This window comes from Carnobacterium sp. (assembly GCF_045617425.1).
Classification (GTDB): Bacteria; Bacillota; Bacilli; order Lactobacillales; family Carnobacteriaceae; genus Carnobacterium_B.
Map to the genome: position 1 here is coordinate 175,235 of NZ_JAZLIO010000003.1, position 21,824 is coordinate 197,058.

Here is a 21,824-nt window from a genome sequence, read left to right on the forward strand (position 1 = left end):
TACTAAAAGATGAGTAAAAAAAATTCTAAAAACAACCCCAAAAAAGAAAACGCATGGAATCGTAAATTTGATGATGACGATAGTTTAGTGGACGATAAATATTCTAGAACAGCACGGAAAAAAGCAAAGAAAAGTGTACATCCTGTAGTAACATCTTTACTTATTTTCTTACTCTTAATTTTTATCTTACCAACTATTGCTTATCTTTGGTGGTCTAATGTAGACTCCAATAGTAGTGAAAAACGGAATGAAACGGAAGAAATAATGACGATAACACAAAATAGCAGTATTGAATCAAGTAGCTCAGAAGAATCAGTTTCTGAGTCGGAATCTGAACCTGAATCAGAAGAATCATCTGAAAGCATAGCAGAAGAATCATCTGAAAATGAAGCTATACTACCAGAAGAGCCTGAATCACAAGTGGCAGAACAACCTGTGATCGAAGAACCTGAAAGTGTTGAAGAACCAGAGTCTGAAGTGGTGGAAGAAGCAACAAATACTTATACTGTTCAAGCAGGAGACAACCTGTATCGTATTGCCGTAAATCATGGCATGTCGACAGATGAATTGAAAGCATTAAATGGTATATCAGGCGATTCAGTTAGTGTTGGAATGGTTTTGAAAGTTAAATAAACGTTCTTTAGAGTTGGATTTTTATAATCGGCAGGAGGCTAGGGTTAACCTAGCCTTTTTAATATGAAAAAAGAAAGTAGGAAAAAAATTGAAAAAAACAATACAAGTTGCCATTGATGGTCCGGCTTCAGCTGGAAAAAGCACAGTTGCTAAGATATTAGCGAAAGAATTAGGGTACATTTATTGCGATACGGGAGCAATGTATCGTGCTCTAACCTATCAAGCAATCAAAAATAAAATAGAAGTAACAGATGAAAAACAATTAGTTCATTTATTAAAAGAAATGATTATTTCTTTTGAACCAAACAAAGACAATCAAAAAGTATTTATCAACGGTGAAGAAGTGACCGAAGCTATTCGTTTAACAGATGTAACAAATGCCGTTTCAGCTGTTTCAGCACATGGTGAAGTGAGAAAAGAACTAGTAAAAAGACAACAAGAAATAGCGGCACACGGTGGAGTAGTTATGGACGGTCGTGATATTGGCACAGCCGTTTTGCCAACAGCAGAAGTGAAGATATTCCTTATTGCTAGTGTTGAGGAACGTGCAGAAAGACGCTATAAAGAAAATTTAAGCAAAGGTATACCTACTTCACTAGAAGTATTAAAGCAAGAAATTACGGATCGAGATTATAAAGATTCACATCGTGCAGTGTCTCCGCTTACACAAGCGAAAGACGCTATTCGTGTGGATACAACTAGCTTATCTATCGAAGAAGTTGTGGAAAAAATCAGAGAATTAATCCAAATAAAACTGATTAATTAAGGAATCTTTTACTTTTTCAGTCGTTTTGGTGGCAATAATTTAAATAATTGGTTAAAATATAGAAAGAAAGTACTTTATTGGCTAGTTATAGGAGGGCAAACATATGACGGAAAATGAAAAAAACCAAGAGATCAACGAACAAGAATCAATGATGGATGCAATGAATAGTGTTCAAGAAATTAATATTGGAGATATTGTTAAAGGTGAAATTTTAACGATTCAAGATAATAAGCAGGCTATAGTTGGCATCATTGGTGGTGGAGTTGAAGGTGTTATTCCGAACAATGAATTATCTGCTGCTCCATTTGAAAATGTTACAGATATTGTAAATGTTGGAGATATCGTAGATTTAGTTGTTATCAAAGAGATCAAAGAGAAAGAAAATGGTAGTTACTTGCTATCAAAGCGTCGTATTGATGCTAAAAAAGTCTGGGAAAAAGTTCAAAAAGAATTTGATGAAGGCACCATTATTGAAGCACCTGTTAAAGAAGTAGTAAAAGGTGGTTTAGTTGTAGATGTTGGCGTCAGAGGATTTGTACCTGCTTCTATGGTAGATGTTCATTTTGTAGAAGATTTTTCTAGTTATAAAGGACAGACGTTGAAATTTAAAATCGTTGAAATCGAACCGAGTGAAAACCGTTTAATTCTTTCTCATAAAGCTGTTGTTGAAGCAGAAAATGAAGAAAAGAAAAAAGACTTGCTTAATCATTTGGTTGAAGGCGATGTTGTAAAAGGAAAAATCGCTCGTTTAACTAACTTTGGAGCGTTTATTGATCTTGGCGGTATAGATGGTCTTGTCCACATCTCTCAAATTGCTTATGAGCATGTAAAAGATCCTGCTGATGTCTTAACAGTCGGAGAAGAAGTTAACGTGAAGATTCTTTCTGTAAACGAAGAAGAGGGACGTATTTCTCTTTCTATTAAAGAAACATTACCTGGACCATGGGACAATATTGAAGAGCGTGCGGCTGTAGGTTCTGTTCTAAATGGCTTAGTTAAACGTTTAACAAGTTTTGGAGCGTTTGTTGAAGTCTTCCCAGGAGTTGAAGGACTTGTTCATATTTCACAAATTTCGCACAACCACATTGCTACTCCGCATGAAGTTTTAAGTGAAGGTGACGAAATTAAAGTGAAAGTGTTAGAAGTTAATCCAACAGATCAAAGACTTTCTTTAAGTATCAAAGCATTAGAAGAGAAACCGAATCAACCAAAAGCAAGCTATGAAGAAACCAATTACGACTTGCCTGAAGAAGATACTGGTTTTACTTTAGGTGATATTTTAGGCGATCAATTGTCTGATATTACAACAGATGATGAGAACTAAGTACATTGTTAAAAAGGATATGTGAGCATTTTTTGTTCTCATGTTCTTTTTTTTTTGCATTTATTGAGTAAAATTTAACAAAAAACTAAAGTATTTATGAGAGTTTGCCTTATTCCTTAAGCAAAAGCTTGCATGTTTTGAGGTATTTCTATAAACTTACAAGAGAATATAAAAAAGGAGGCAAAAACAATGGCAAAACCAGTTGTAGCCATCGTTGGTCGCCCTAACGTAGGAAAATCAACTATTTTTAATCGTATTGTTGGAGAACGCATCTCAATTGTAGAAGACGTATCAGGAGTAACCCGTGATCGTATTTATGCACCAGCAGAATGGCTAGGAAAAGAATTTAATGTGATTGATACAGGCGGGATCGATTTAGGTGATGAACCATTTTTAGAACAGATTAAACACCAAGCTGAAATAGCTATGGATGAAGCAGATGTGATTATTTTTATCACAAGTGTAAAAGAACACATAACAGATGCAGACGAGAATGTAGCAAAAATTCTTTACCGTACAAACAAACCAGTATTGTTAGCTGTTAACAAAGTAGATAATCCTGAAATGCGTAACGACATTTTTGACTTTTATTCTTTAGGGTTAGGTGAACCTTTCCCAATATCAGGAAGTCATGGTTTAGGAATCGGTGATTTGTTGGATGCAGCAATCAGCCATTTTCCAGAAGAGCAAGAAGAAGACTATGATGATTCTGTTATAAAATTCAGCTTGATTGGTAGACCAAACGTTGGGAAATCATCACTTGTAAATGCTATATTAGGAGAAGATCGAGTGATTGTTTCGAGCATTGCAGGAACGACTCGTGACGCTATCGACACAGCATTTGAAGGCGAAGATGGAACTGAATTTGTTATGATCGATACTGCTGGAATGCGTAAAAAAGGGAAAGTTTATGAAAACACTGAAAGATATAGTGTTTTAAGAGCCCTAAGAGCAATCGAACGTTCTGATGTCGTCTTATGTGTATTGAATGCAGAAGAAGGTATTAGAGAGCAAGATAAAAAAGTTGCTGGATATGCTCATGAAGCTGGAAAAGGAATCATCATTGTTGTAAACAAATGGGATACTCTTGAAAAAGATAACCATACAATGAAAGCATTTGAAGAACAAATTAGAGCCGAATTTTTGTATCTCAGCTATGCACCAATCATATTTGTTTCAGCTTTAACAAAACAACGATTAAACAAGCTTCCTGAAATTATTGAGCGAGTAAGTATGAACCAAAACTTACGTATTCAATCAGCTGTTTTAAATGAAGTGATATTAGACGCAGTAGCTATGAATCCTACTCCAACAGATAAAGGAAAACGATTGCGCATTTATTATGCTACTCAAGTAGCCGTTAAGCCGCCAACATTTGTAGTATTTGTGAATGAACCTGAAATGATGCATTTCTCTTATGCTCGTTTCTTAGAAAATCGCATTCGGGATGCCTTTACTTTTGAAGGAACGCCGATTCACTTGATTACAAGAAGAAGGAAATAAAAAACTAAATTGGCATTTTAACATAACTCTTAAGGGGTTTCAAATAATTTAATCATTATTTATAAAATGCATAAGAAAATTTCCTGAAAAGCTAAAAATCATTGCAGTATCAGTATTTATATGATATCTTTTTAAATGAAATGTCATTTAGAATACTAATTTTACATTTCGCAATAATTCATTTTTGGGCCACTCAAAAATGTCTAAATGATGTTTATTTGCTTAAAAATAAAACATCAATTCTTCTTTCCGAGGGAGGTGAAATACACATGGCTAACAAAGCAGAATTAATCGAAAACGTTGCTACTTCAACAGGACTTACTAAAAAAGATGCAACTTCAGCAGTAGATGCTGTTTTTGAATCAATTCAAACTTCATTAAGTGAAGGTGAAAAAGTTCAAATTATTGGTTTTGGTAACTTTGAAGTTCGCGATCGTGCTGCACGTAAAGGTCGTAACCCTCAAACAGGGGAAGAAATCCAAATTGCTGCAAGCAAAGTACCTGCATTTAAACCAGGTAAAGCTCTTAAAGACGCAGTTAAATAATACAGTACTTAAAACCCCTGAGAAATCAGGGGTTTTTGCTGTTTTATAGAGTGCTGTAACTTAGGGAAAAAAGAAAAAAGCATTTTTTTGTAATCTACTCTTCTCAAACACTCAATGATATATAGCTACAGATTTCTTTAAAGCGTCTGCTAAGAAGATATGAGTGTGTTTAAGAATAGCATAGAAAAAGGGACCAAGTTAGTTAGACTAGTTCATTCTCCCAATTGTTTTAAAGACAAATTAAACACCACCATAAAAACTAAAGGCTCATTTCGTAAATGAATTTACGAAATGACCCTTTAGTTACATAACAATTTGATTTCCTCCGTTTTTAACGGCGACTACTAATTTTTTTGAGACAGTATTAACTAACTCGCTGATTGTTTCTTCTTTATTGAATTCGGATATACCAACGCTTATGCTCACATGTTTAGGAACATCGAAAAAAGTTTCTAAAACAGTTTGTCTTATTGTGTCAGCAAAGGTATAAGCTTCTTCTTTTTTAGTATCATTTAACAAGATCAAAAATACAGATTCTCTGTATCTGCCAGCAATGTGTCTATTTTCTTGAATGGCTACTTGTATGATTTGGCCAGTGACTTTTAGTATTTCTTCACTTAGGACAACTCCAAATAATTCTTCATATTCAGAATACTTATCAATTTTCAAAAACATAACGGATAAAGGACGGTCATGTTTTTTTGAATGGTTTGCATGTTTTGCTAGCTCCACTGTAACAGCAGTTCTGTTATATAGAGCGGTGAGTGTATCTTTTTTCATTTGATTGGATAAATTTTGATTTCTGACCATTAGTTGATCTCGTTCTTGTTCTTCCTGTGTAATGTCAAATACAATTCCTTTAAGAAATAGTGGAGCTCCTTGTTCGTTTCGCTCTGTTACTTTTCCGAAATCGCGGTACACTTTCCATGAACCATCTTTGGCTTGAATACGGTATTTTGTATTCCAAGCAGGTATGTCTCCTTTAAGGTGGTCTGTCATTAGTTGCATAACTTCATCAATATCGTCAGGGTGAATTTTATCTGTAAAAAAATGATAGGGAACTTTTTCCGGTAAGTCTTCTTTTAAGTATCCGATTGCTTCTGCTTTTAGTGGATTAAAGGTGACTTCATTCAATGTAAAATCCCAAAACCATTGTCCTAAATTTTGTGTCCATTCAAATTCTAGACGTTCTGTTTCTTGGAGAGCTACCAATAGTTCTTTATTCAATCTTTTCAAAGAAGTCATTTGTAAGATGAGCTCTTCTTTAGTATATTCTTGCAAAGTACTATCCCCTTTGTTAAAAATGTAGTTGACTGAAAATATTAACCTTTTAAGCTTACTTTATATTAGAGTTGAGTTCAATAAGTTTTGTACACTTTAATAAATAGAAAAAGGGTAGGACCCTACTTGTTCTAATTTATGTTAAAATGGAAGATATAGAAGATTGTAAAATGAAAGAGGTTTTTGACATGTCATATGGACAAATGATGATCGACACGCTTCAAAATAATCAATTAGAAGAAGCAATGAATTATTTTGAACAAGCTTTAAAACAAGATACAGATGAAGAACTTTATAATCTCGCAGATTCTCTTTATCACCTTGGTTTTTTAAATGAGGTAAAAAAAATAAATCTGCACCTGCTGGAACGTTATCCTGAAGACGATGAATTAAGAATAGGTTTAGCGGAAATAGCTATTGAAGCAAATGAATTAGATACAGCAATGGATTGGCTACTAGAAGTCACGGAAGATAGTGCTGTTTATCCTCAAACGTTGCTTGTTTTAGCCGACTTATACCAAGTTCAAGGTCTTTATGAAGTGAGTGAGCAAAAGCTACTCAAAGCGAAGGAAATCTTATCTGATGAACCGGTTATAGATTTTGCCTTAGCAGAATTACATTTTTCTATGGGGAAATACGCTCAAGCGATTCATAGTTATGAAGAATTGATGAACCAAGGTCTATCCGATTTTTCAGGCATCAACCTTGCAGCTAGATGTGGTAGCTCATATAGTGCTTTAGGTGATCTGGAGCAAGCTATACTATACCTAGAGCAAAGTTTGGAAGAAAAAGAGAACGTTGATACATTATTCCAACTGGGATTCTCTTATTTACAAGACAAACAATACCGTCGTTCAATTGAAACTTTGAATAAATTAAAAGACTTAGATCCGAACTATACAACCCTATATCCATATTTAGCTAAAGGACTTGAAGAAGAAAATGAACTGGACAAGGCTCTAGAAATCATCAAAGAGGGATTAAGAGTTGATGAATACAATTATGAACTTTTCTATTATGGCGCTGATATAGCCATCAAATTAGAAGATGAACCTTTAGCGGAAACTTATTACTTAAAAGCCATTCAACTTGTTCCAGAAAACTCAACTGTGCAGTTAGCCTATACAAATTTATTGCTGAAACAAGAACGTTTTGATGAAACAGTTGATTGGATTCAAAAAATGCTCGTGCAAAACGAAGTCGATCCTCAGTTTTATTGGAATCTAGCATTAGCCAATGAAGGTTTGGAAGAATATTCAGCAGCAAGTACTGCCTATCAAAAAGCATATCCGTTACTTCGTCAGAATAAAGATTTCTTGAAATCTTATATCTATTTTCTACGTGAAGAAGGAGAACGTACTGTTATTAAGGCCGTCATAAACGATTATTTGCTCCTTGATCCAACAGATGCAGAAATATTAGAATTGCTAGAAGAAATAAATAGCAACTATTAATTGATTAAGTTATAATGAGAAAAAGGGTAAGATAGGGAGGTTTTTTACATGAACATCCAAATTTCTTTAGAAGCTAAAAAGATTTTTCTTGGCTGGTTTTTAGACCGATACCAATTGAAGAGAAGAGAATCCATGTGGATCCTAAACTACTTACTAAATCATGATATAGTATTAAATAAAGTCCATTTTGTAGAGTCTGTAGATAAAACTCCGCGGGGAATGATGATATCTACAACAGAAATGAGCAATGAAGCATTTCTATTTTATAAAAATGGGACAGTGTTTAGTGATCCAGAACAAGCTTTCCATGAAGTTCGATTAAATTGGCAAGAAGAAATGTATATTGAGTTAGTTTTTTTAAATCCATGGAAGTCTGCCGAATATCTGACTGTATTAGAAGACAACCCTTATCACAAGTGGAATGAAACCATTAGCATGCAACTCGTTGAAGAAGTCGAACTTGCACTTGAGACATTCTCATTAACGGAACGAAAACAAAATACACTCCATCAAATTGATTTGTCTTTAGAAAAAGAGGATCGAGAAAGATTTATTCAATTGTCAAAACAATTAAAAGAAATTGAAGAGGATCTAAAAAACGAACAAAAAAAGCCAAACCATTAAGGTTTGGCTTTTTTTTTGAACATTGGTTGCTTTGGTTTAGGGTCAAATGAAAAACCTTCTCCTAGAACTTCATGCACCGTTAGAAGAGAATAAAAAGCTTTTGAATCAATTTCATGAATGATTCGTTTAGCCATGACGATTTCATGACTGCCTAAAACACAATACAATACTTTTTTTTCTTCTTTTGAATAAGCTCCCTCAGCTTTGAAGAACGTTACGCCTCGTTCCATTTCTGACATAATCGTTTCAGCGATACGATCATTTTTCTCAGAAATAATAAGTAGTCCTCTTGCTGCATAAGACCCATCTTGCATAAAGTCAACGATTTTAGAAAATACATAAGAAGCAAGTAACGTATACATCATATGAGGCAAGTCTATGTAAGTTAACGATAACGTTAGAATAAAAACATCAAAAATCAATAATGTTTTTCCCATTGAAATGCCTTTTTTCTTTTCTAAAATGCGAGCAAGAATATCGCTTCCGCCAGTTGTTCCACCTGAACGATAGATCATACCGCTACCCACCCCACCACATAAGCCAGCTAAGATACCCGCTATAAAAAGGTCGTTTTCTAAATCAATAGCAATTGACGTTCGTTGCCATATATATAAGAAGAAGGATAACATAGCTGTTCCGTATATAGTGTAAATTAATGAACGGTTGCCTAACAATTTCCATCCGATTAATATCGTTGGAATGTTTAGGAGCAATGTAGACAGAGCTGGATCAATTTGAAACCAGTAACGTAACAATAAAGAAACACCAGTCATTCCACCTTCAGCTAATTCGTTTGCAATATTGATGTACACTAGTCCAAATGCATAAAGTGCACAGCCAATTGTAATAATCAGTATATCTTTTACAGCTATTTTTTCGTTTAACATACATTCACTCCTGACTTGATTTATCTTATAAAGAATACAATTTTTTTGAAAAACAAGCAACAAGTCTTGCAACCTTCTCACTTTTTGGTAGACTTAAAGAATAATAGGCTATGAAATGAAGAGTGTTATAGTCATTTGGCATAGATAAAATAGATAACGTGAAAAAAGAAGTTACGGTAGAAAAGCCGATTGAAAGGGAAGAATAAAAATGATTAAAATTGTAGTTGCAGGTTTTAAAGGTAAAATGGGATTAACAGCCACGAAAATGGTACTAGAAAATGAAAAGTTCTCTTTAGTAGGCGTACTTGATCCACATTCTTCTGAAAAAAGATTAAATGAGTTGAGCGAATTTTCAACTGTAGATGTACCTGTGTTTCAAGATAAAGAACTAATGGTGAAAGAAGTCCAAGCAGATGTGTGGATTGACTTTACAATTCCCACTGTTGCTTTCAAAAATACGTGTTTTGCTTTAGGAAAAGGAATCCGTCCAGTAGTTGGGACAACTGGTTTTACAGAAAGTGAAGTTAAAGAAGTTCAGCAACTAGCGAAAGATAAAAATCTTGGTGGATTAATTGCGCCTAATTTTGCTGTTGGAGCAGTTTTAATGATGGAGTTTGCTGCTAAAGCGTCTAAGTATTTCCCAGACGTTGAAATAACCGAGATGCATCACGACAATAAATTAGATGCACCAAGTGGTACAGCAATTAAAACAGCTGAAATGATCTTTGCGGAACGTGGACATCATGAACAAGGAAACCCAGAGGAAAAAGAATTGATCAAAGGAGCGCGTGGAGCGGATTATGAAGGTATGAAAATTCACAGTGTGCGTTTACCCGGTCTGGTGGCTCACCAACAAGTGCAATTTGGAAGCGTTGGTGAAGGGTTAGTGATCCGCCACGATTCATTTGATCGTTCTTCGTTTATGACAGGCGTGGCTTTAGGCTGTGAAAAGGTAATGTCATTACATGAATTAGCCTATGGATTGGAAAATATTTTATGATTTTGTTCGATCATCAGTTTAAACAGGCGTTGCCAATTATTGATAAAATAGAAGAAGCTGGTTTTGAAGCTTATTTTGTGGGTGGAAGTGTCAGAGATACTCTTTTAAATAAGCCAATCAATGACGTGGATATCGCCACAAGTGCAAAACCAAATGAGATTAAAGAGATTTTTCCAAAAACGATTGACGTTGGTATCGAACATGGAACTGTAATGGTGTTATGGAAAGATGAAAGCTATGAAATCACTACATTCAGAACAGAATCAACGTATCAGGATTTTAGACGTCCCGACAGTGTTGAATTTGTTCGTTCATTAAAAGAAGATTTAAAACGCCGTGATTTCACAATTAATGCGTTAGCAATGAACCGAGATGGAGAAATCATTGACTATTTCAATGGTCAGAAAGATTTAGAAGAGAAATTAATCAAAGCTGTCGGTATTCCTGAAGAACGTTTTTTTGAGGATGCTTTACGCATGATGCGTGGAGTAAGATTTGTTAGCCAACTAAATTTTAGTATGGATAGTGAAACAGAAGTAGCGATTAACAAAAATCATCCGTTGCTTGAAAAAATAGCAGTTGAACGCATTCAAGTTGAATTTGTAAAGCTTCTTTTAGGAAGTGGAAGAAAACAAGGGCTTGAGTTATTTATCCGAACGAATCTCTTTTATTATTGTCCAGGACTGAAAAACTCTAAAAAAGAATTAGAAGAATTTGCTAAACTAGATTGTGTGATTGAGAACCGGATCGTTGCGTGGACGTTGTTAATTCATCATCTGAACAAAACGAGGGATGATGTTGACCATTTTTTAAGAGATTGGAAATGTTCAAAAAAGGAAATTAATCAGGTGAAATCAGCATTGATTGCTTTAGAGCATCGCTTGAAAGAGGAGTTTAATCATCAAATTCTTTACAAAATCGGACTTCAAATTGCTTTAGATGTTGAAACAGTTATGGAGTGTTTAGGATACCCAACTAATTTTAAGACTGTTCAGACGTTGTACCAAGAGTTGCCAATTTATAGTAAGAATGACATGGCAATAGATGGCAATGATTTACAAGTAGTGTTAAATCGAAAACCTGGCAAATGGTTAGGAGATTTAATGACAGAAATAGAAACCACTATTTTATCTGGCGAATTGCCAAATGAAAAACCAATCATAGTTGAATGGATTTCAACTCATTATACTAAAGACGCTTAAAAAAGCTGTTATATCGTTATCTAAGTAAAAAGAATTCGTCTAAAAAAGAGATGAATTCCTTTTACTTATTTTTTGTAACTATTTTAACAAATAGTAAGAAAAAGGTTTACGCACTAAAAATAAGTTGTTATACTAATAAAGTAAGTTAAATAAGGGAGGAATTTTAAATTATGGAAAACCAATTCACAAAATTATTAGAAGAACGTCGTTCAATTTATTCTCTAGGAAAAAATGTTTCATTATCTGAAACAGAAATCGTGGGATTAATTCAAAAAGCGGTTAAAGAAAGTCCATCTTCATTCAACTCACAAACTTCACGTGCAGTTGTATTATTTGGAAATGCTCACAACAAAGTTTGGGATATTACTGAAGAAGCTGTACTTAAAGCTATTCCAGAAGGACAAGATGTTACTCCAACTAAAGAAAAATTAAATAGCTTCCGTGCAGCATTCGGAACAATTTTATTCTTTGAAGATACAAGTATCGTTAAAGCTTTACAAGAACAATTCGCATTATATGCAGATAACTTCCCTATCTGGTCTGAACAATCTACTGGGATTGCTCAACACTCTGTATGGACAGCATTAGCTGTTGAAAATATTGGCGGAAGTTTACAACATTACAACCCGTTAATTGATGATGCTGTTCAAAATGAATGGAATCTTTCTGCAGACTGGAAATTAACTGGTCAAATGCCAATTGGTTCAATTGAAGCTCCAGCTGGTGAAAAAGAATACATGAATGATTCTGAAAGAGTTCTTGTATTTAACTAATCATTAATGAACTAAACGAATAGTCTATTAAGAAGTAAATAAAGGAATAGGAGTTTGGTGAACTTCCTATTTCTTTTTTTTGTTTATCTTGTTAATAAAATCACAATTTTAGATTTTTTTTATTTACATATGTTAATTTTATGGTAGAATGAAACTAGTAAAAGAATCACAAACTCTTTAAATAGTAAAAAAAGGGAGCGAAAATAATGAAAAAAGAAGTTAAGGCATTAAAAATGACGTTTAAAAATGGAGAAACTTGGACAATCGATAAAGAATTTATTGGAGATTTATGGATTAAACACATTTCAAAAAGTTTTGGGCGCATTGGCAATAGCGAACTTCAAGAAATTTTCCCGTGTGAATCTTTAAAAATTGAAATTTTCCCAGAGGCTGATGAAGTGAATTCAAGCGACATTAATCTTGGCGGTTTAGAAATGGGCATGTTTGATCGTGCAGTGAAATATCCAGATATTGAAAAAATGGATATCCTGTATATAGATAGTGAAAATTTAGATTCTGTAGATATTATGGATCAAGAGACCGTTTATTTCCCTTATGAAGCAATTGATTCTGATCGAATTGATAATGCATATCAAAGTTCATTTGTTTCTCAAGATAATGTGTTGTACATTGTCATTGATAAAGAAAAGACAGTAAAAGATATCTATAAAGATAAATTCTAAAAATAAATAGTTAGTACTTAAATGACTCAAGAGAAAATGGCTGGATGTCCATTTTTTCTTGAGCTTTTTTTGTTTTTTTTTTAGCTTCATAGTATGATGGTAAAGAAAATACTATGTCTAAAGAATTAGGTGAATAAATTGAACCATAAAGATACATATGCTGTAGTAGATATTGAAACAACAGGCGGTAATGTAGCCAGTGGGGACCGTATGATTCAATTTGGGTGTGTCTTAATAGAAGACGATAAAATTGTTCATCGTTTCGCAACAACAATCAACCCTCTAACCAGTATCCCAAAACAAATAGAGCATTTGACGGGCCTTTCAAATAAATCAGTTGCCTTAGCACCATATTTTGAAGATGTTGCAGCAACCATTTATAATTTATTGGAGGATTGCATAATCGTCGCACACAATATCCAATTTGATTATATTTTTCTTTCAGGAGAATTGCAGCGTTGTGGAATGCCAGCATTGAAGAATAAAGGAATAGATACCGTTGAACTAGCACAAATTCTATTACCTACCGAATCAAGTTACCGACTAAATGATTTAGTCAGCAAATTTAATATTGAACACACTAATCCGCATCAAGCAGATAGCGATGCAGCAGTTACTGCAGAACTTTTTCTTGAATTGAAGAATAGATTAAAAGAGCTTCCTTTAGTTACTGTAGAAAATATGGTTGAAATTTCTGAGCACCTTACTATGGAAACATCTTATTTCTTTGGAAAATTCTTAGCTGAAATGAAACAGGAGCGATTACCGCTCTCAGAATCTATTATGATTAAAAATGGTTTAGCAATAAAGATCAAGAAACCTATTTTTGAACAAAAATTTTACCGCGAAGAGGTAAGGTATCCAAAAACTGTAGCGAAGAAGGAACAGTTGTTTCAAACGAAGTTGACAACCAGAAATCAACAAATCAAAATGATGGATGCAGTATTTGATTATTTTACGACTAATAAAAAGGGTCATTTTGCAATTGAAGCTGCTACAGGAGTAGGTAAGACTCTGGGTTATTTATTGCCGTTAGCTTATATTGCAACGGTTGAAGACCCAGTAGTCATCAGCACATATACTACTTTATTACAAAAGCAACTATTAGAAAAAGACATTGTTCAATTAAATACGATTTTGCCTTTTAGGGTGCAAGCAGCCATATTAAAAAGTAAAAATCATTACATTCACTTAATGAAATTTCAAGAAGTATTAAGGGAACCGATAGAGCAAAAAGTAGAAGCCATTTATAAAATGAAGTTATTGACTTGGTTGACGGAGACCGAAACCGGAGACTTGGATGAGTTAAATTTAACCAATTACAATCACGTTTTTTGGAGTAAAATTCGCCATCGTGGTTGGCTGACAAAACCAGAAGCAGACTTATGGTACATTGAAGATTTTTATGTACATGCCCAACAAAAAATCAAGCATGCTAGTGTGATTATTACGAACCATTCTTTTTTATGCCATGATTTAAACCGTAAAGAAAAAGAGTTGCCAAAAATTGGCAAACTGATTATTGATGAAGCCCAACATTTGCCAGATGTAGCAACAGAAGCTTCTAGCGAAATTTTTGGGTATTACGGTATGCAGCAATTAATAAAGTTAATAGGCCGTAGAAATGATGAGAAAAGCTTTTTAGGTAGACTGATTCAACTCACTCAGCAGCTTCCTGAAGTAGACCGTTCTCATATAGAAAATATGGAGTTAAATCTACTTTCATTAGAGGATGAACTATCCGATTTTATTCACCAATTGCTTATGTATTGTAAAAACACTAAAGCCAATAAGCTTTACGAACAAGAACAAATAGATATTCAATTTAACAGAGAAACCGGCTGGAATCTGGCATTAAAAAAAGCGTCAAAAAATGTTTTAACATTGATGAATGAAATCAATTATTTAGGGCTTGAGTTAGTCAACTATGGATTAAATGAAAAACACCAATTAACCCAAAGAGAACGCTATTTACTTGAAGATTTTTTTGATGTATTGACGAAGATTGAAGCTCAAAAAGATATTTTTTATGCTGTTTTTCAAAAAAATGAAGATAATGAAGTGACTTGGTTTTCATATAAAGAGAAAAGTCCTAAAAACACCTTCACTATTAAGCGTTCAAAAGTAGACAGTAGTAAATTTTTAAAAGAAAAATTGTTAGATTATACACCTTTTATTTTGTACACAGGGGCTACATTAGAAATTAGTGGTTCGTTTAGCTATTTTGAAGCACAGCTAGGAGAGTCTCAGTTAAAGGAATTAGTCATTGATTCGTCATATGATTACAAGAAACAAGCTAGACTGTGGATTCCTAAAGAGCTTAAACCCATTAAGGCATTATCAAAGAAAGATTATGTCCAAATGATTGTAGAACAAGTAGAAAATATTATTGAATATTCAAATGAAAATACAATGGTGTTATTTAATTCTTATGAGATGTTACAAGAAGTGTATTTTTCACTTCAACAAAAAGCATCCGTTTCTGGACGAGAGTTATTAGCACAAGGTTTTTCAGGTAGTCGGGAACGTATGTTAAAACGTTTCTTTAGATCTACAGGAGGTATCCTCTTGGGAGCTGACAGTTTTTGGGAAGGCGTTGACTTGCCTGGAAAATCGTTAAGTGTGATCGTCATCACTCGGTTGCCTTTTGAATCTCCAGATAGACCCTTTGTTAAAGCAAAACATCGCTATTTGGAACAAAAGCATTTAAATCCATTTACCATCGATTCACTGCCAAAAGCAACCTTACGTTTAAAGCAAGGTTTGGGAAGACTTATTCGTTCTGAGAATGATAAAGGTATCATGATTGTATTGGATAATCGATTGATTCAAACAAGTTATGGAAAACAGATTTTAGCTGCATTACCTAAAGAATTGCCTGTAGAAGAAGTACCGACTAAAAAAATTGGTGAACAATTACGTCATTTTCTAAGTATTGACGAGTAGGAAATGAACGAATCGACTAAATTATATACTAGAATGTTCAGTAAAAAGAAGAATTTTCTGTTATAATAAACTATTAAAGCAACAGATGAAAAAAGAAGAAAAGAATAAACTAAAAGTAGGGATACTTATGAAAAAAGGAATACTGATCACTTTAGCAATTGTCATGAGCGTGGTACTTGTCTGCTCAATTACTCTTTTATTGATTAGCCAAGACCCCATAAAAAAAGCAGAAAAAGAGACGATTGCCATTGCAAAAGAATCTGCTGGTCTAGTGAAAGTAACTGACTTTTATTGGTACAATCGTGATAAAACCTATTTTTCGGTTTCGGGAGTAAACGAAGCTGATGAAGAAATTATGGTGATAGTAGCTAAAGATGGTGGAGCCACAACGGTCTTGAATCAAGATGAATTCATTACCGAACAACAAGCTAAAACATTAACACGCGAAGATAAAGGCGCAGTTGACATTCTTGAAGCTCGTATCGGACTTGATGGTGAAACACCTATCTGGGAGATTACTTACAAACAAGAGAACGGAAGACTAGGATATTATGTTTTGACCGCTAAATCAGGCAAATGGGTAAGCGATATTGAAAATATTTAAAGTTTCTTAAAAAAGACCGTTATAGAGTCTGTTTTTCTTGTATAATAATCAAGGCAGTAAAAATAAGTGACCATCAAAATTTATTTAAAGGAGTTTTAACTGTGGAACATATTACAATTATAGAATCCAAAAATCATGTTGGAGAAGAAGTGGAGATCGGAGCGTGGGTAGCAAATAAACGCTCAAGTGGTAAGATTGCATTTTTACAATTACGTGACGGTTCTGGATTTTTTCAAGGAATCGTAGTGAAAAGTGAAGTTGAAGAAGAAGTTTTCCAATTAGCGAAATCATTGAATCAAGAAACTTCTATTCTATTAACAGGTGTTATTCAAGAAGATGCACGTTCAAAATTCGGTTATGAAATTGCTGTGAAATCGATCAAAGTAATCGGGGAAAGTCATGATTATCCTATTACTCCAAAAGAACATGGGACAGAATTTTTAATGGATCACCGTCATTTATGGCTGCGTTCTTCAAAACAACATGCCATTATGCGTATTCGTAATGAAATTATTCGTGCTACTTATAATTTCTTCAATGAAGAAGGATTCATCAAGGTTGATCCACCTATCTTAACAGCAAATGCTGCGGAAGATTCAACAGAATTGTTCCATACAGAATATTTTGATCAAGAAGCTTTCCTTTCTCAAAGTGGTCAATTATATATGGAAGCAGCTGCAATGGCGTTTGGGAAAGTCTTTTCTTTTGGCCCTACTTTTAGAGCAGAAAAATCAAAGACTCGTCGTCATTTAATTGAATTTTGGATGATTGAACCTGAGATGGCTTTTATGGATCATGAGCAAAGTTTAGAAGTACAAGAAAAATATGTTGCTTATCTGATCCAAAGTGTTCTTGATAATTGTGATGATGCGTTAAACACATTAGAACGAGATAAAGAAACATTGAAAAAATATACAGAATTGCCTTATCCAAGAATTTCATATGATGATGCAGTAACTTTATTGAATGAAAATGGGTTTGATGATATTACCTGGGGAGATGATTTTGGATCCCCTCATGAAACCTTTATTGCAACCCAATACGACAAACCTGTCTTTATTTTAAATTATCCTAAAGCTATAAAAGCTTTCTATATGAAGCCACATCCTGAGAGAGAAGATGTTGTGTTGTGTGCTGATTTAATTGCTCCTGAAGGTTATGGAGAAATAGTTGGTGGAAGTGAACGTGAAGTTGATTTTGATGCATTATCTCAACGAATTAAAGATTTTGGTCTAAAAGAAGAAGACTATGCATGGTATATGGATTTACGTAAATACGGCAGCGTTCCTCATTCAGGATTTGGATTAGGACTAGAACGTACAGTAACATGGATCAGTGGAACAGAACACATTCGTGAATCTATTCCATTCCCACGCTTGTTAAATCGTATTTACCCATAAAAAATGAGTACAGCAACTTGTGTCTTTCTAAGTTGCTGTTTTTTAATCGTATAAGATAAAAAGACCCTTTTTAATTGAGAACAATAAGGAGGATAGGACTCAATGAATAATCAATTATTACAAAAATGGCTGAAAGCTGGAAATACAACGATATCAAATGTATTGTTAAGCCACTATAAAAGTCTTGGTTTAAGTAATGAACAATTAATTTTAGTTTTGCAATTAAAATCATTTATTGATGCTGGAAATGATTTTCCAGACACAGAAGTTATTTCAAAACGAATGCAAATTTCTTCTTCAGACGTCTTTCAAATGATTCATGAATTAATCAATAAAAAATTGATTATCATTGAAACAGAAAAAAATAATGAAGGAAAAACGCGCGACAGTTATCGGTTGGATTTATTATGGGATAAACTGGCAATGGTTATTTCCCAGCAAGAAAACCAACAGCGTTTTGAAAAACAGCATTTATCTGAACAAGACTTATTTCAATTATTTGAAGCCGAATTCGGCAGACCTTTGTCGCCAATAGAAATGCAAACGATAGGGATGTGGCTGGATGAAGATCATTATGCTATTGAATTAATTGAATTAGCATTAAGAGAAGCAGTTTTGAATCAAGTATACAGTTTGAAGTATGTAGATCGTATTTTACTAAATTGGGAAAGAAAGAATATCCGAACGAAAGATCAAGTTGAAAAAGAAGCGAGTCGTCGCAGAAAAGCAGGCACTAAAACACAAAATTATTCAATATCTAAAGAACCAACAACTAAAGTACCTTTGCACAATTGGTTAAATAATAACGAAAATCCTTAACAAGAGGTGAAGAAATGCTACCTAAAGAGCAAACGATTCAAATGATTGAGGCAATGGGAAATTTGTTTCCTCATGCAACTTGCGAACTTGTTCATAAAAATGCTTTTGAATTATTGATTGCTGTTATGCTAAGTGCACAGACCACAGATGTTTCTGTAAATAAAATTACACCAGAATTGTTTCGTAGGTATCCTACGCCGGAAGCTTTCTTAAATGCTCCTGTAGAAGATATTATGGAACAACTAAAGACGATTGGTTTATACCGTAATAAAGCAAAATTTATTAAAGGCTGCTGCCGTAAATTAATTGATGAGTTTAATGGGACGGTCCCAAATAAAAGAAGTGAACTAGAATCTTTACCAGGTGTCGGTAGGAAAACAGCAAATGTTGTTCTGAGTGTGGCATTTGATTTTCCAGCGATTGCTGTTGATACACACGTTGAACGGGTGACAAAGAGATTAGGTATCTGCCCTCCAGAAGCTTCTGTACGTGAAGTGGAAGAGATATTGATGCAACAATTGCCAAAAGAACTTTGGAGTATTGCGCATCATCGATTAATTTTTTTTGGACGGTACCAATGTACGGCTAGAAACCACAATCATGACATCTGTATTCAATTATTGAAAGAAAATAAATCTGCAAAAGTACAATAAAAAAAGCAAGAAGAGGTGTATCGTTTTAGATACGCCTCTTCTTGCTTTTTTTATAAACTTTAATATATAAAAAACTTATTCTTCAGTAGCACTACTGCTAGGCTGAGAACTACTGCTCGATGAAGAACTTTCAGGTGGAGCACTACTGCTAGGTTGAGAACTACTGCTCGATGAAGAACTTTCAGGTGGAGTACTGCTGCTTTCTTCAGAGCTGCTGCTCGATGAAGAACTTTCGCTGCTTTCTTCCTCAGGTTCTTCTTCAGGTTCTTCCTCCTCAGGTTCTTCTTCCTCTTCTTTAGGAGGGATGAGGACGCTCGTTGAAGCGGCGGGACCTGTTTGACCGCCAGCTTGAACAGCCAGTGTAATAGAAATTTCACCTTCAGGAGGATTTTGTAAAATATAAGAAAGATCATTAGTCGAATAGGATTCAGATCCTATTGTTAACAGATAAGATATATCTTTTTCGGAATAAGCGTTCCATTTAATCGATAAAGCATCTGCTTCTTCATCATAGGTAGCTGTTAAGCCTTCCGGTGCATTTAACTCGATTTCTTCTTCACTTTCTTCTTCAGAGCTGTCAACAGCTACTGCAGTTGGCTCAGTTCCTTTAACAAACAATTCTGTAACGATTTTGTCTGAAGGAGTATTAGGTCCTGCAAGTTTTGCAGGCATTGAACCTTTTTCAACAGCTACTTCAACAACTGAACTCGGTTTTGTCCAGTCACTGGATTCAACGGATTCCGAAACGTATGACATCAAAGCTTGATAAATTTGTTGAGGCAATAAACGTTCGCTGCCTTTATTATCGATTGAATCAAAGTAATTATCTTTTCCGACCCAAACAGATAAGGCATAATTTGTTGTGTAACCCGTATACCATTTATCAGGCACGCCATTTTCTTGGATACCATGTTCAATTTTTTCATCTGGAGTATAGTTTGTCGTACCGGTTTTCCCAGCTTGAGGAATACCATTCAATCCTACTCTAGAAGAGTTATTACTTGCGACATCTTTTAACATATCTGTAATCATATAAGCTGTTGATTCTTCCATAGCCTTATTCGATTCAGGTTTTAAGCTAATTTCTTCACCATCGTCTAAAATAATTTTTGAAACCGTGTAAGGTTCAGTGTACGTTCCACCGTTTGCAAACGCAGCATATGCTGCTGATAAGTCAACGGGAGTGATATCTCCATTGAAAGCATTTGACTCAACTAAACCATCTTCATCGGTATTTAAAGTGGAGGTATCAATACCAATATTGGTTAAAAACTCATCCGCTTGCTCTCTAGGGATGTCATTGTAAATCTTAGTAGTTGGCACATTACGCGAATCAACTAAAGCTCTGCGCATGCTAATTTGACCTTCATAGTTGTTGTCATAGTTGTTTACAGGAGAGCCATCCTTAAATGTATAAGGTTCATCTACTACTTGTTCATAGGTAGAGTAGTTTAAATACTCTATAGCAGGACCATAAGTTGACAAAGGTTTCATATTCGATCCAACACTTCGTTTTAATTCTGTAGCATAATTGGTTCCTAATTGAACTTCTTGATCTCGTGCGCCACCTAAAGCTTTTAATTGACCGGTGTTGACATCTACTAAAGAAATACCGGTTTGAATATCTTCATCTTCAATAAGGACGTATTCATCGGAATTCACAATATCGTAAAGACGTTGTTGTGCATCCATATCCAAATTCGTGTAAATAGTCAATCCAGATGTATAAGGATCTAAATTAGTCTTTCTCTCAACTTCAGCAAGAACTTCTTTGACATAAGGGTCGAACACAAGGTTATTTGTTTCTTCTCCAGAATGATCGACTAAACCTTCTGAAACATCAACTGATTTAGCTTCTTGAGCCTCTGAAGAGGTAATAGCTTCATTTTCCACCATCATATCTAATACTAAGTTGCGTCGTTTTGTTGCATCTTCTGGATTGGTAAGCGGGTTATATGCATTTGGAGCTTGCGGCATTCCAGCGAGTAATGCTGCTTCTGGCAAAGTTAATTCGGCTAACGGTTTACCAAAATAATACTCACTGGCCGTTCCCATTCCATATTGATTGTCGGACATATAGACTTTATTGATATAAAAAGTTAAAATTTGTTCTTTTGAATACTTTTGTTCTAACTGCAGGGACAACCAAGCTTCTTGCGCTTTTCGTTTTAACGTTTGATCTTCGGCGCCTGTTGAGAAAACAGAAAGCTTGATCAATTGTTGTGTAATTGTGCTTCCACCTTCTGAAGCAAAACCATCCGTGATATTCGCTACAACGGCTCCTGCAATACGAATAGGATCAATACCAATATGGGTATAAAAACGTTGATCCTCAATAGCAACGATTGCATCTTTTAGAACTTGTGGAACGTCATTCTCTGATACCAGTTCACGATTTTCTCCTCCAAGAGTCAAAAATTCATTTCCTTCTGAATCTAGTAATGTTGAAGAAACTGTATCGGTTAAATTATTTTCTGTGACATCAGGTGCAGAAGAAACGTAATAAGCAAATAATCCCATACCGCCAATCAACACTGCTGCTATTAAGGCTAGAATTCCAATAAGGATTTTTTTCCAAAGGGGAGAAGAGGATTTTTTGCTCTTTTTACCTTTTTTTGTATGTTTTGATTTTTGTGCTTGTTTCTTAGATACACGTGACATTTCTTTTTTTTCTGACATGTTAAATCTACTCCTTAATTCTCTAATCTAATAAGAGAATAAACTATT

19 protein-coding genes are annotated in these 21,824 nt (G+C 34.5%); 16 read left to right on the plus strand and 3 right to left on the minus strand.

From position 1 onward, the window contains the following. Positions 1 to 9 precede the first annotated feature (9 nt). The 5 genes from ACKI3H_RS01400 to ACKI3H_RS01420 all read left to right on the plus strand — a co-directional run bounded on the left by ACKI3H_RS01400 (position 10) and on the right by ACKI3H_RS01420 (position 4,771). Positions 10 to 633 (plus strand): LysM peptidoglycan-binding domain-containing protein, encoded by a 624-nt coding sequence (locus ACKI3H_RS01400; protein ID WP_407370519.1) that lies wholly within the window; start codon positions 10 to 12, stop codon positions 631 to 633. A gap of 88 nt (positions 634 to 721) precedes the next feature. Then, entirely contained in the window at positions 722 to 1,399 is a 678-nt protein-coding gene (gene cmk, locus ACKI3H_RS01405) for a (d)CMP kinase (protein ID WP_407370520.1), read from the plus strand. Positions 1,400 to 1,502: 103 nt separating this feature from the next. Then, positions 1,503 to 2,723: a 30S ribosomal protein S1 gene (rpsA, locus tag ACKI3H_RS01410; protein ID WP_407370521.1), complete on the plus strand. Its 1,221-nt coding sequence runs from the start codon at positions 1,503 to 1,505 to the stop codon at positions 2,721 to 2,723. A gap of 189 nt (positions 2,724 to 2,912) precedes the next feature. Next, on the plus strand, positions 2,913 to 4,226 hold the full coding sequence (gene der, locus ACKI3H_RS01415; protein WP_407370522.1) for a ribosome biogenesis GTPase Der: 1,314 nt from the start codon (positions 2,913 to 2,915) through the stop codon (positions 4,224 to 4,226). Between the two features lie 269 nt (positions 4,227 to 4,495). Continuing rightward, positions 4,496 to 4,771, plus strand: a complete 276-nt coding sequence (locus ACKI3H_RS01420; RefSeq protein ID WP_013710665.1) for an HU family DNA-binding protein — start codon at positions 4,496 to 4,498, stop codon at positions 4,769 to 4,771. Between the two features lie 303 nt (positions 4,772 to 5,074). Here the strand turns inward: ACKI3H_RS01420 and ACKI3H_RS01425 are convergent, their stop codons facing one another. Beyond that, on the minus strand, positions 5,075 to 6,052 hold the full coding sequence (locus tag ACKI3H_RS01425) for a GGDEF domain-containing protein (protein ID WP_407370523.1): 978 nt from the start codon (positions 6,050 to 6,052) through the stop codon (positions 5,075 to 5,077). 188 nt (positions 6,053 to 6,240) lie between these two features. On the opposite strand from ACKI3H_RS01425, the gene ACKI3H_RS01430 reads away from it, so the two are divergent. Both ACKI3H_RS01430 and ACKI3H_RS01435 read left to right on the plus strand, forming a co-directional pair. Then, positions 6,241 to 7,506: a tetratricopeptide repeat protein gene (locus tag ACKI3H_RS01430; RefSeq protein ID WP_407370524.1), complete on the plus strand. Its 1,266-nt coding sequence runs from the start codon at positions 6,241 to 6,243 to the stop codon at positions 7,504 to 7,506. 48 nt (positions 7,507 to 7,554) lie between these two features. Further along, on the plus strand, positions 7,555 to 8,130 hold the full coding sequence (locus tag ACKI3H_RS01435) for a ReoY family proteolytic degradation factor (RefSeq protein WP_407370525.1): 576 nt from the start codon (positions 7,555 to 7,557) through the stop codon (positions 8,128 to 8,130). On the opposite strand, the gene ACKI3H_RS01440 is transcribed toward ACKI3H_RS01435, so the two are convergent. Then, the gene (locus tag ACKI3H_RS01440) at positions 8,127 to 9,017 is read right to left on the minus strand and encodes a YitT family protein (protein ID WP_407370526.1); all 891 of its coding nucleotides are present in this window, start codon (positions 9,015 to 9,017) and stop codon (positions 8,127 to 8,129) included. The two genes, ACKI3H_RS01435 and ACKI3H_RS01440, sit on opposite strands and share 4 nt — an antisense overlap. A 208-nt stretch (positions 9,018 to 9,225) precedes the next feature. Between ACKI3H_RS01440 and dapB the strand changes: the two genes are divergently transcribed. The 9 genes from dapB to nth all read left to right on the plus strand — a co-directional run bounded on the left by dapB (position 9,226) and on the right by nth (position 19,097). Next, positions 9,226 to 10,017, plus strand: a complete 792-nt coding sequence (gene dapB / locus ACKI3H_RS01445; protein WP_407370527.1) for a 4-hydroxy-tetrahydrodipicolinate reductase — start codon at positions 9,226 to 9,228, stop codon at positions 10,015 to 10,017. Then, positions 10,014 to 11,219: a CCA tRNA nucleotidyltransferase gene (locus tag ACKI3H_RS01450; RefSeq protein WP_407370528.1), complete on the plus strand. Its 1,206-nt coding sequence runs from the start codon at positions 10,014 to 10,016 to the stop codon at positions 11,217 to 11,219. The genes dapB and ACKI3H_RS01450 overlap by 4 nt, the downstream gene beginning before the upstream one ends. Before the next feature lie 170 nt (positions 11,220 to 11,389). Beyond that, positions 11,390 to 11,992 carry a nitroreductase family protein gene (locus ACKI3H_RS01455; protein ID WP_407370529.1) on the plus strand — a complete coding sequence of 201 codons (603 nt, stop codon included), beginning with the start codon at positions 11,390 to 11,392 and terminating at the stop codon, positions 11,990 to 11,992. A gap of 206 nt (positions 11,993 to 12,198) precedes the next feature. After that, positions 12,199 to 12,675: a hypothetical protein gene (locus tag ACKI3H_RS01460; protein ID WP_407370530.1), complete on the plus strand. Its 477-nt coding sequence runs from the start codon at positions 12,199 to 12,201 to the stop codon at positions 12,673 to 12,675. Between the two features lie 129 nt (positions 12,676 to 12,804). Further along, positions 12,805 to 15,621 (plus strand): ATP-dependent DNA helicase DinG, encoded by a 2,817-nt coding sequence (dinG, locus tag ACKI3H_RS01465; protein WP_407370531.1) that lies wholly within the window; start codon positions 12,805 to 12,807, stop codon positions 15,619 to 15,621. A gap of 127 nt (positions 15,622 to 15,748) precedes the next feature. Then, positions 15,749 to 16,225, plus strand: a complete 477-nt coding sequence (locus ACKI3H_RS01470; RefSeq protein WP_407370532.1) for a DUF5590 domain-containing protein — start codon at positions 15,749 to 15,751, stop codon at positions 16,223 to 16,225. Between the two features lie 101 nt (positions 16,226 to 16,326). Beyond that, positions 16,327 to 17,625 carry an asparagine--tRNA ligase gene (asnS, locus tag ACKI3H_RS01475; RefSeq protein WP_407370533.1) on the plus strand — a complete coding sequence of 433 codons (1,299 nt, stop codon included), beginning with the start codon at positions 16,327 to 16,329 and terminating at the stop codon, positions 17,623 to 17,625. 102 nt (positions 17,626 to 17,727) lie between these two features. Further along, positions 17,728 to 18,444 carry a DnaD domain protein gene (locus ACKI3H_RS01480; protein ID WP_407370534.1) on the plus strand — a complete coding sequence of 239 codons (717 nt, stop codon included), beginning with the start codon at positions 17,728 to 17,730 and terminating at the stop codon, positions 18,442 to 18,444. Between the two features lie 14 nt (positions 18,445 to 18,458). Beyond that, the gene (gene nth, locus ACKI3H_RS01485) at positions 18,459 to 19,097 is read left to right on the plus strand and encodes an endonuclease III (RefSeq protein ID WP_407370535.1); all 639 of its coding nucleotides are present in this window, start codon (positions 18,459 to 18,461) and stop codon (positions 19,095 to 19,097) included. Positions 19,098 to 19,172: 75 nt separating this feature from the next. Here the strand turns inward: nth and ACKI3H_RS01490 are convergent, their stop codons facing one another. Continuing rightward, a complete protein-coding gene (locus tag ACKI3H_RS01490) occupies positions 19,173 to 21,776 on the minus strand; it encodes a PBP1A family penicillin-binding protein (protein WP_407370536.1) in 2,604 nt (867 codons plus the stop codon). Between the last annotated feature and the right edge of the window lie 48 nt (positions 21,777 to 21,824).